This window comes from Pseudomonas sp. R37(2017) (assembly GCF_002113375.1).
In the GTDB taxonomy this organism is placed as follows: Bacteria; Pseudomonadota; Gammaproteobacteria; order Pseudomonadales; family Pseudomonadaceae; genus Aquipseudomonas.
The window spans coordinates 87,506-98,279 of the sequence record NZ_NEHO01000019.1 but is presented as its reverse complement, the minus strand read 5'-3'; the positions used below and the strand labels follow the sequence as shown (position 1 = coordinate 98,279).

Genomic DNA, 10,774 nt, shown 5'->3' with positions numbered 1-10,774 from the left:
ACTCAGTACCCGAATTTCTTGACGACCATAGAGCGTTGGAACCACCTGATCCCATCCCGAACTCAGAAGTGAAACGATGCATCGCCGATGGTAGTGTGGGGTTTCCCCATGTGAGAGTAGGTCATCGTCAAGATTAAATTCCAAAACCCCTATCTGCGCAGGCAGGTAGGGGTTTTGTTTTTGGCCGCAGAAAAGCCTTGGCTACTGGATTTCTATGCAATCGCTCGGCGCGTGGCTATCATGCGGGCCTCATTGTGAGGCGAGACCTGCATGCTGACGTTGTTAAAGCTTCTTAAAGATGGCCGATTCCATTCGGGTCAGGCGCTAGGTGCTGCCCTGGGCGTCAGTCGCAGTGCCGTGTGGAAGCAGCTGCAGCATTTAGAGGCTGAGCTGGGGTTGTCTATTCATAAGGTTCGTGGGCGCGGCTATCAATTGTCCGCGCCATTGGCGCTACTCGATCCATCCGAGATAAGCGGCAAAGCTGTTTCTTGCGACTGGCCCGTCCAGGTCTACGACTCAATCGACTCCACGAACGCAGAGGCGCTGCGTGCTATAGAGCGGGGTCAAGCGGCGCCATTTATAGTGCTTTCTGAGCGGCAGACGGCCGGGCGGGGGCGTCGGGGTCGCAAGTGGGTCAGTCCGTTTGCGGAAAACGTCTATTACAGCCTGGTGCTGCGTATTGATGGCGGGATGCGTCAGTTGGAGGGCTTGAGCCTCGTCGTCGGGCTCGCTGTTCTGCAGACGTTGCGTGAGCTCGGAATTGCGTCTGCTGGATTGAAGTGGCCTAACGATGTTCTTGTGGGTCAGAAAAAGATTGCGGGAATACTGCTCGAGCTGGTGGGCGATCCAGCTGACGTGTGTCACGTGGTCCTCGGGGTGGGAGTCAATGTGAACATGCAGTCAGCTGATGAGGTAGACCAGCAATGGACGTCCATGCGGCTCGAGTCAGGCAAATTGTTTGATCGCAACCAATTGGTCGCTATGTTGGGCGAGATGCTGCAGCGATACCTGGCTCGCCATCAGGCGGGTGGTTTTTTGGCCATTCAGTCAGAGTGGGAACAAAATCACCTGTGGCAGGGGCGAAGCGTGTCGTTGATTGCCGGTGTCAATCAAATTGATGGCGAAGTGCTTGGCATCGATGGCCAGGGAGCCTTGCGCCTGAAGGTGGATGGTGTGGAGAAAGTCTTCAGTGGTGGTGAGTTGAGCCTGAGGTTGCGTGATGATTCTTGAGCTCGATTGTGGGAACAGTTTCATCAAATGGCGCGTGCTTGCCATTGATGCCGGGCAGGTGCTTGGTGAGGGGGTCGTCGATTCCAGTCTCGCATTGCTTGAGGGGTTGGGGGCTCTCAAAGGGCTTGCCCTCACGTTTTGTCGGCTGGTGAGTGTCAGGACTGCGGAGGAGACCGGTGTTCTGACGTCTTTGCTAAAGGACACTTTTGATGTGCCGGTAGTTTGCGCAGCGCCTGCGCGCGAAATGTCGGGTGTGCACAACGGGTACGAGGAGTTTGAGCGGCTCGGCCTGGATCGCTGGCTTGCGATGCTCGGCGGCTTTCAACTGGCTTCGGGGGCGTGCCTGGTGCTCGACTTCGGTACGGCCGTGACTGCAGACTTCATCGCTGCGGATGGAGAGCACCTGGGAGGGTTCATCTGTCCTGGGATGCCGCTGATGCGTAATCAGTTGCGTACTCATACTCGTAAGATTCGTTATGGGGATCTGGCGGCTGAGCAGGCATTGGAAAGTCTCGTGCCGGGTCGCACGACTGTTGAAGCTGTAGAGCGTGGTTGTTTGTTGATGTTGCGCGGCTTCGTTCAGACTCAGCTTGAGTTGGCGCGCAGCTACTGGGGTGAAGACTTTGTTGTATTCCTCACTGGGGGGGATGCAAGTCTGGTATCTGAGGTTGTTCCTCGGGCCAGGGTGGTTCCGGACTTGGTGTTTGTCGGATTGGCCATGGCCTGTCCCTTGTCCTGAGGTTTCTATGCGTTGGTTGTTTCTGCTGCTGCTTGTCCTTAATGGCTTCTATTACATCTGGCATCAACAGGAAGCTCCTCTGCGCGCGAAGGATGTTACGCCTTTGAGCCTGTATCGCGGGTCTCAGCAAGATATCCGCCTGTTGAGCGAAGCAAGTGACGCCTCCAGGGATAAGGGCAAAGCTGTCTCGACAGACAATGGCTGCCTTTATCTGGGGGGGTATGTGCGTCAGGAGGCCGCTCAGGCGGTTGAGCGGCGTTTGAGTGGCATGGAGGTCAAATACCAGGCCCTGCCAAAAGCTGGGTCAGACGCTGCCGGATATTGGGTGCGTATTGCGCCGGAAAGCCGGCGTTGGCTGGACGATCTGCAGCTGCAAAACCTTTCTAAAGAATTCAATGAGTTAAAACATAAAATAATGCCGTGCGAGGGGGTTGCACCCATCGAATAGTTTGCATAGAATGGCGCCCGCTCCACAGCGAACACCTAAAACGGTAAACGATGTGAGGCGAGGTCAAAGCAGCTAACCTCAAGATTTAATTGAGAAAATGCTTGACAGAAGGCTGGCATGATGTAGAATGCCGGCTCGCTTAGGAGGGGTTCCCGAGCGGCCAAAGGGATCAGACTGTAAATCTGACGTCTACGACTTCGAAGGTTCGAATCCTTCCCCCTCCACCATTTTTAGCGAGAGCTGTAAGCCTCGCGGGTATAGTTTAGTGGTAGAACCTCAGCCTTCCAAGCTGATGATGCGGGTTCGATTCCCGCTACCCGCTCCAAGTTTACAGGTTTTGCATAGTGTTACGCTCTTGTAGCTCAGTTGGTAGAGCACACCCTTGGTAAGGGTGAGGTCAGCGGTTCAAATCCGCTCAAGAGCTCCATATGACAAGGCAGATATGAGAATATCTGCCTTTGTTTTAGGTGGTAGTGGTTGCGCCTGAATGTGTTTCTGAGGGTTGCCGGTGTCGCAAGTATCGGTGTTGCAGCCAGGGTTGCCTAGTAAGTTGTTGTAAAGTCTTTTTCGGGTCGGCATAATGGTCGGCCTGATTTTGTTTTAGGTCAGTAGCTCAATTGGCAGAGCGACGGTCTCCAAAACCGTAGGTTGGGGGTTCGATTCCCTCCTGACCTGCCAGATTCATCTGGTGTGTCTGGCTTTCTTTTCACAGGATCTTCATAGATGACTCCTAAAGCTGAAGCTCAAGGCTCTCGTTTCGACCTCCTGAAGTGGCTTGTAGTAGTCGCTCTGGTGGTTGTTGGCGTTGTTGGCAATCAGTACTTTTCTGCTTCGCCGATCCTGTACCGTGTACTCGCATTGCTTGCTATTGCTGCTGTAGCTGCCTTTGTAGGCCTGCAGACGGTCAAGGGCAAGTCTTTCTTTGTACTGGTTAAGGAAGCGCGCACCGAGATTCGTAAAGTCGTATGGCCAACTCGCCAGGAAACCACGCAGACCACCCTGATTGTGGTGGCTGTTGTTCTGGTTATGGCGTTGCTGTTGTGGGGGCTTGATTCCCTGCTCGGCTGGCTTGTTTCCTTGATCGTCGGCTAAGGGTGTCCCGTGGCTAAGCGTTGGTATGTTGTGCATGCTTACTCCGGTTATGAGAAGCATGTAATGCGCTCGCTGATCGAGCGCGTGAAGCTGGCTGGTATGGAAGATGGCTTCGGCGAAATTCTGGTTCCCACTGAAGAAGTGGTTGAGATGCGCAATGGCCAGAAGCGCAAAAGCGAGCGTAAATTCTTCCCTGGCTACGTGCTGGTGCAGATGGATATGAACGAGGGTACTTGGCACTTGGTCAAGGATACTCCTCGGGTGATGGGCTTCATTGGTGGTACTGCCGATAAGCCTGCACCAATCACTGATAAAGAAGCGGAAGCGATTTTGCGTCGTGTTGCCGATGGTAGCGACAAGCCGAAGCCGAAGACGTTGTTCGAGCCAGGTGAGTCGGTACGAGTCAATGACGGCCCGTTTGCGGACTTTACTGGTGTTGTCGAAGAAGTTAACTACGAAAAGAGCCGGATCCAGGTCGCGGTGCTCATTTTCGGTCGCTCTACTCCGGTAGAGCTCGAGTTCAGCCAGGTCGAAAAGGTCTAGTTGAACAAAAATCCCAACCCCGCAGCCGTAGGCTGTGGGGTTTTGTCGTCACTGGGATAAACGCGCAAGTAACCGGGGAGCCTTTCGAGGCGTTCGAACCCGTAATTGGAGTGCCTCATGGCCAAGAAGATTACCGCTTACATCAAGCTGCAAGTGAAAGCCGCTCAGGCTAACCCAAGCCCACCTGTTGGTCCTGCCCTGGGTCAGCACGGCGTGAACATCATGGAATTCTGCAAGGCTTTCAACGCCCGTACTCAGGGTCTTGAGCCAGGCCTGCCGACTCCAGTGATCATCACTGTCTACAGCGACCGTAGCTTCACTTTCGAAACCAAATCCACCCCTGCTTCGGTTCTGCTGAAGAAGGCGGCCGGTCTGACCAGCGGTTCCGCTCGTCCGAACACCGTTAAGGTTGGCACTGTGACTCGTGCTCAGCTGGAAGAAATCGCGAAAACCAAAAACGCGGATTTGACTGCAGCTGATATGGAAGCAGCCGTGCGTACTATCGCCGGTTCTGCTCGTAGCATGGGCCTTAACGTGGAGGGTGTGTAATGGCTAAGCTGACCAAGCGTCAAAAGGCTATCGCCGGCAAAATCGAAGCAGGCAAGGCCTACAACATTGTAGACGCCGCTGCTCTGCTGGCCGAGCTGTCGACTGTCAAGTTCAGCGAGTCGTTCGACGTAGCTGTTAACCTGGGCGTTGACCCGCGTAAATCCGACCAGGTCGTGCGTAGCGCTACTGTGCTGCCACACGGCACTGGCAAGACCGTTCGCGTTGCTGTGTTCACCCAGGGTCCAGCTGCTGAAGCCGCTCTGGCTGCCGGCGCTGATCGCGTAGGCATGGACGACCTGGCTGCCGAAATGAAAGGCGGCGACCTGAACTATGACGTAGTGATCGCATCCCCGGATGCCATGCGCGTTGTAGGTCAGTTGGGTCAGATCCTCGGTCCACGTGGCCTGATGCCTAACCCAAAGGTCGGCACCGTAACTCCAGACGTGGCTTCCGCGGTTAAAAACGCCAAGGCAGGTCAGGTTCGTTATCGCACCGACAAAAACGGCATCATCCACACTTCCGTTGGCAAGATCGGTTTCGACGCCGTCAAGCTGAAGGAAAACGTTGAAGCCCTGATCGCTGATCTGAAGCGTATCAAGCCAGCTTCCTCGAAAGGTATCTACGTCAAGCGCGTTACCCTGAGCACCACTATGGGCCCAGGTCTGGTCATCGACCAAAGCTCGCTCGACGCGTAAGACACAGATTGGCGCAAGCGATTGCGCCAATTGAAAAATTGGGGTCCCTGCCTGGCGGGGGCTATCCAAGACCGTAGGCGACGCAAGTCTTAAACCACAAGCCTACGCAGATGGTGCTCCCGGTTCTTTACCGAATCAGACACCAAAACGACATCCGGTTTCGACCAGATGAAACGGTAACAAGCAGGAGTTAAACCCGTGGCAATTAAACTCGAAGACAAGAAGGCCATCGTCGCTGAAGTCAACGAGGCTGCCAAAGTCGCTCTGTCCGCTGTCGTGGCTGATGCCCGTGGCGTAACAGTAGGCGCAATGACCGGACTCCGCAAAGAGGCTCGTGAAGCTGGCGTTTACGTACGTGTTGTACGTAACACCCTGCTCAAGCGCGCTGTTGCTGACACTGAATTCAGTGTCCTCAACGACGTGTTCACCGGCCCTACCCTGATTGCATTCTCCAAAGAACATCCAGGCGCTGCTGCCCGGATCTTCAAGGAATTCGCAAAGGGTCAGAGCAAGTTCGAGATCAAGGCAGCTGCGTTTGATGGCAAGTTCCTTGCCGCTAACCAGATCGACGTGTTGGCGACTCTGCCGACCCGTGACGAGGCTATTGCGAAGCTGATGAGCGTGATCCAAGGCGCTACCAGCAAGCTGGCTCGTACCCTGGCAGCCGTTCGCGACCAGAAAGAATCTGCTGCAGCCTAAGGCTCGGTCGGACCTTTCAAAATCATATGTTTAATTTGATGGCTGCGTAAGCTGTCACCCCAATACAGGATTCAAGTCATGTCTCTGACTAACGAACAAATCATCGAAGCAATCGGCCAGAAAACCGTTCTGGAAGTTGTTGAGCTGATCAAAGCAATGGAAGAAACCTTCGGCGTGACCGCCGCTGTTGCTGCTGCTGGTCCAGCTGCTGCCGCTGCCGTTGTTGAAGAACAAACCGAGTTCAACGTTGTCCTGGCTGCCGCTGGCGACAAGAAAGTGAACGTGATCAAGGCCGTTCGTGAACTGACCGGTCTGGGCCTGAAAGAAGCCAAAGAGAAAGTTGACGGCGCTCCTCAGACTCTGCTGGAAGGCGTTTCGAAAGAAGCTGCTGAAGACGCCAAGAAGAAGCTGGAAGAAGCTGGCGCTCAAGTCGAAGTTAAGTAATTTCGACTTTGCGTCTCCAGCCCGAGCGTTAAGCGACAGGCTGATGGCTGGTGGCTCTTGCCACCGGCCTTTTTCCGTTATTGGAGGCCGACTGGGTCGGTGCCGATAACGTGCTGTAACCACCCGATGCGGTGGCGCAAACCATGGGGTTTGCACGATTTTCTGGCTGCTCCCGTCGGGAGGGGCCAAACAAGCAGGTGACCAAGCTGGGGAACGCTGATGGCTTACTCATATACTGAGAAAAAACGTATCCGCAAGGACTTTAGCAAGTTGCCGGACGTCATGGATGTGCCGTACCTCCTGGCCATCCAGCTGGATTCGTATCGTGAATTCTTGCAAGCGGGAGCGACTAAAGATCAGTTCCGCGACGTGGGCCTGCATGCGGCCTTCAAATCCGTTTTCCCGATCATCAGCTACTCCGGCAATGCTGCGCTGGAGTACGTCGGATATCGTCTGGGCGAACCGGCATTTGATGTCAAAGAATGCGTATTGCGCGGTGTAACTTACGCCGTACCTTTGCGGGTAAAAGTGCGCCTGATCATTTTCGACAAAGAATCGTCGAACAAAGCGATCAAGGACATCAAAGAGCAAGAAGTCTACATGGGTGAAATTCCCCTGATGACTGAAAACGGTACCTTCGTTATCAATGGTACCGAGCGTGTGATCGTTTCCCAGCTGCACCGTTCCCCGGGCGTGTTCTTCGACCACGACCGTGGCAAGACGCACAGCTCCGGTAAACTGCTGTACTCCGCTCGCATCATTCCTTACCGCGGTTCGTGGCTGGACTTCGAGTTCGACCCGAAAGACTGCGTATTCGTGCGTATCGACCGTCGTCGCAAGCTGCCTGCCTCGGTACTGCTGCGCGCGTTGGGCTACACCACTGAAGAAGTGCTGGACGCGTTCTATACCACCAACGTATTCCACGTGAAGGGCGAGTCCCTGAGCCTGGAGCTGGTGCCTCAGCGCCTGCGTGGTGAAATCGCTGTCCTCGATATCCAGGATGGCAACGGTAAGGTTATTGTCGAGCAGGGTCGTCGTATCACCGCTCGTCACATCAACCAGCTGGAAAAAGCCGGGATCAAAGAGCTGGATGTGCCTCTGGACTACGTCCTGGGTCGCACAACCGCCAAGGTCATCGTGCATCCGGCAACCGGCGAAATCCTGGCAGAGTGCAATACCGAGCTGAGCACCGAGATCCTGGCGAAAATCGCCAAGGCCGGCGTTGTTCGCATCGAGACGCTGTACACCAACGATATCGACTGCGGTCCGTTCGTCTCCGACACCTTGAAGATCGACTCCACCAGCAACCAACTGGAAGCGCTGGTCGAGATCTATCGCATGATGCGTCCTGGCGAGCCGCCAACCAAAGACGCTGCCGAGACCCTGTTCAACAACCTGTTCTTCAGCCCTGAGCGCTATGACCTGTCTGCGGTCGGCCGGATGAAGTTCAACCGTCGTATCGGTCGTACCGAGATCGAAGGTTCGGGCGTGCTGTGCAAGGAAGACATCGTCGCGGTTCTGAAGACTCTGGTCGACATCCGTAACGGTAAAGGCATCGTCGATGACATCGACCACCTGGGTAACCGTCGTGTTCGCTGTGTAGGCGAAATGGCCGAAAACCAGTTCCGCGTTGGCCTGGTGCGTGTTGAACGTGCGGTTAAAGAGCGTCTGTCGATGGCTGAAAGCGAAGGCCTGATGCCGCAAGACCTGATCAACGCCAAGCCAGTGGCTGCGGCGGTGAAAGAGTTCTTCGGTTCCAGCCAGCTGTCCCAGTTCATGGACCAGAACAACCCGCTGTCCGAGATCACCCACAAGCGTCGTGTTTCCGCACTCGGCCCTGGCGGTTTGACTCGTGAGCGTGCCGGCTTTGAAGTTCGTGACGTACACCCGACCCACTACGGTCGTGTTTGCCCGATCGAAACGCCGGAAGGTCCGAACATCGGTCTGATCAACTCCCTGGCTGCCTATGCGCGCACCAACCAGTACGGCTTCCTGGAAAGCCCGTACCGCGTGGTGAAAGACGCTCTGGTCACTGACGAGATCGTGTTCCTGTCCGCCATCGAAGAAGCTGATCACGTGATCGCTCAGGCTTCGGCCACGATGAACGACAAGAAAGTCCTGATCGACGAACTGGTAGCTGTTCGTCACCTGAACGAATTCACCGTCAAGGCGCCGGAAGACGTCACCTTGATGGACGTATCGCCGAAGCAGGTAGTTTCGGTTGCGGCGTCGCTGATTCCGTTCCTCGAGCACGACGACGCCAACCGTGCGTTGATGGGTTCGAACATGCAGCGTCAAGCTGTACCGACCCTGCGCGCTGACAAGCCGCTGGTAGGTACTGGCATGGAGCGTAACGTAGCCCGTGACTCCGGCGTTTGCGTCGTGGCTCGCCGTGGCGGCGTGATCGACTCCGTCGACGCCAGCCGTATCGTGGTTCGTGTTGCCGATGACGAAGTTGAAACCGGCGAAGCTGGTGTCGACATCTACAACCTGACCAAGTACACCCGCTCCAACCAGAACACCTGCATCAACCAGCGTCCGCTGGTACGTAAGGGCGATCGGGTTCAGCGTAGCGACATCATGGCCGACGGCCCGTCCACCGACATGGGTGAACTGGCACTGGGTCAGAACATGCGTATCGCGTTCATGGCATGGAACGGCTTCAACTTCGAAGACTCCATCTGCCTGTCCGAGCGTGTTGTTCAGGAAGACCGTTTCACCACGATCCACATTCAGGAACTGACCTGTGTGGCTCGTGATACCAAGCTTGGCCCAGAGGAAATCACCGCAGACATCCCGAACGTGGGTGAAGCTGCGCTGAACAAGCTGGACGAGGCCGGTATCGTCTACGTCGGCGCCGAAGTAGGCCCGGGCGACATCCTGGTCGGCAAGGTCACTCCGAAAGGCGAGACCCAGCTGACGCCGGAAGAAAAACTGTTGCGCGCGATCTTCGGTGAGAAGGCCAGCGATGTTAAAGACACTTCCCTGCGTGTACCGACCGGTACCAAAGGTACCGTCATCGACGTTCAGGTCTTCACTCGTGATGGCGTCGAGCGTGATAGCCGCGCCCTGTCGATCGAGAAGTCTCAGTTGGACGAGATCCGCAAGGATCTGAACGAAGAGTTCCGCATCGTTGAAGGTGCTACCTTCGAACGTCTGCGCTCCGCACTGGTTGGCCATACAGCCGAAGGCGGCGCTGGTCTGAAGAAAGGCCAGGAAATCACCGACGAAATCCTCGACGGTCTTGAGCACGGCCAGTGGTTCAAGCTGCGCATGGCTGAAGATGCTCTGAACGAGCAGCTCGAGAAGGCTCAGGCCTACATCGTTGATCGTCGCCGTCTGCTGGACGACAAGTTCGAAGACAAGAAGCGCAAACTGCAGCAGGGCGATGACCTGGCTCCAGGCGTGTTGAAAATCGTCAAGGTTTACCTGGCAATCCGTCGTCGCATCCAGCCGGGCGACAAGATGGCCGGTCGTCACGGTAACAAAGGTGTGGTTTCCGTGATCATGCCGGTTGAAGACATGCCGCACGATGCCAATGGCACCCCGGTCGACGTTGTCCTCAACCCGTTGGGCGTACCTTCGCGTATGAACGTTGGTCAGATCCTTGAAACTCACCTGGGCCTCGCGGCCAAAGGGCTGGGCGAGAAGATCAACCGCATGGTTGAAGAGCAGCGCAAGGTTGCTGAGCTGCGTACCTTCCTGGATGAGATCTACAACCAGATTGGTGGCCGCAACGAAGCGCTGGATACCTTCTCGGACCAGGAAATCCTGGATCTGGCTCAAAACCTGCGCAACGGCGTACCAATGGCTACTCCGGTATTCGACGGTGCCAAGGAAGTTGAAATCAAGGCCATGCTGAAACTGGCGGACCTGCCAGAAAGCGGCCAGATGCAGCTGACCGACGGCCGTACCGGCAACAAGTTCGAGCGCCCGGTCACCGTTGGCTACATGTACATGCTGAAGCTGAACCACTTGGTAGACGACAAGATGCACGCGCGTTCTACCGGTTCGTACAGCCTGGTTACCCAGCAACCGCTGGGTGGTAAGGCGCAGTTCGGTGGTCAGCGTTTCGGGGAGATGGAGGTCTGGGCACTGGAAGCATACGGTGCCGCTTACACTCTGCAAGAAATGCTCACAGTGAAGTCGGACGATGTGAACGGCCGTACCAAGATGTACAAAAACATCGTGGATGGCGATCACCGTATGGAGCCGGGCATGCCCGAGTCCTTCAACGTGTTGATCAAGGAAATTCGTTCCCTCGGCATCGATATCGATCTGGAAACCGAATAACACGTGACGCGAATCGAGAGCGGGGCAGGATTGCCCGCTCTC

The 10,774-nt window shown here is 55.7% G+C and carries 10 protein-coding genes, 4 tRNA genes and 1 rRNA gene; all 15 read left to right on the top strand.

Annotated features, from left to right (window positions below):
• Positions 1-17 precede the first annotated feature (17 nt).
• Positions 18-133: ribosomal RNA gene (gene rrf / locus CAG47_RS23960) — 5S ribosomal RNA — on the top strand.
• 137 nt (positions 134-270) lie between these two features.
• Positions 271-1,230, top strand: a complete 960-nt coding sequence (birA, locus tag CAG47_RS23955; protein WP_085728022.1) for a bifunctional biotin--[acetyl-CoA-carboxylase] ligase/biotin operon repressor BirA — start codon at positions 271-273, stop codon at positions 1,228-1,230.
• The gene (locus CAG47_RS23950) at positions 1,220-1,969 is read left to right on the top strand and encodes a pantothenate kinase (RefSeq protein WP_085728018.1); all 750 of its coding nucleotides are present in this window, start codon (positions 1,220-1,222) and stop codon (positions 1,967-1,969) included. The genes birA and CAG47_RS23950 overlap by 11 nt, the downstream gene beginning before the upstream one ends.
• A 7-nt stretch (positions 1,970-1,976) precedes the next feature.
• Positions 1,977-2,417, top strand: a complete 441-nt coding sequence (locus CAG47_RS23945) for a hypothetical protein (RefSeq protein WP_085728016.1) — start codon at positions 1,977-1,979, stop codon at positions 2,415-2,417.
• 142 nt (positions 2,418-2,559) lie between these two features.
• Positions 2,560-2,644, top strand: a tRNA-Tyr gene (locus CAG47_RS23940).
• A gap of 24 nt (positions 2,645-2,668) precedes the next feature.
• Positions 2,669-2,742: transfer RNA gene (locus tag CAG47_RS23935), tRNA-Gly, on the top strand.
• Positions 2,743-2,768: 26 nt separating this feature from the next.
• A tRNA-Thr gene (locus tag CAG47_RS23930) sits at positions 2,769-2,844 on the top strand.
• A 175-nt stretch (positions 2,845-3,019) separates the two neighbouring features.
• Positions 3,020-3,095: transfer RNA gene (locus CAG47_RS23925), tRNA-Trp, on the top strand.
• A 45-nt stretch (positions 3,096-3,140) separates the two neighbouring features.
• On the top strand, positions 3,141-3,509 hold the full coding sequence (gene secE, locus CAG47_RS23920) for a preprotein translocase subunit SecE (RefSeq protein ID WP_007984402.1): 369 nt from the start codon (positions 3,141-3,143) through the stop codon (positions 3,507-3,509).
• Between the two features lie 9 nt (positions 3,510-3,518).
• Positions 3,519-4,052: a transcription termination/antitermination protein NusG gene (gene nusG, locus CAG47_RS23915; RefSeq protein ID WP_007984405.1), complete on the top strand. Its 534-nt coding sequence runs from the start codon at positions 3,519-3,521 to the stop codon at positions 4,050-4,052.
• Between the two features lie 117 nt (positions 4,053-4,169).
• Positions 4,170-4,601 (top strand): 50S ribosomal protein L11, encoded by a 432-nt coding sequence (rplK, locus tag CAG47_RS23910; protein WP_007933726.1) that lies wholly within the window; start codon positions 4,170-4,172, stop codon positions 4,599-4,601.
• Positions 4,601-5,296, top strand: a complete 696-nt coding sequence (gene rplA, locus CAG47_RS23905) for a 50S ribosomal protein L1 (RefSeq protein ID WP_085728014.1) — start codon at positions 4,601-4,603, stop codon at positions 5,294-5,296. The genes rplK and rplA overlap by 1 nt, the downstream gene beginning before the upstream one ends.
• A 198-nt stretch (positions 5,297-5,494) precedes the next feature.
• Positions 5,495-5,995 (top strand): 50S ribosomal protein L10, encoded by a 501-nt coding sequence (gene rplJ, locus CAG47_RS23900; RefSeq protein ID WP_085728012.1) that lies wholly within the window; start codon positions 5,495-5,497, stop codon positions 5,993-5,995.
• 78 nt (positions 5,996-6,073) lie between these two features.
• On the top strand, positions 6,074-6,439 hold the full coding sequence (gene rplL, locus CAG47_RS23895) for a 50S ribosomal protein L7/L12 (protein WP_085728010.1): 366 nt from the start codon (positions 6,074-6,076) through the stop codon (positions 6,437-6,439).
• A gap of 219 nt (positions 6,440-6,658) precedes the next feature.
• Complete coding sequence (gene rpoB, locus CAG47_RS23890; RefSeq protein WP_085728008.1) at positions 6,659-10,732, top strand: DNA-directed RNA polymerase subunit beta; 4,074 nt, start codon at positions 6,659-6,661, stop codon at positions 10,730-10,732.
• The last annotated feature ends 42 nt before the right edge of the window (positions 10,733-10,774 follow it).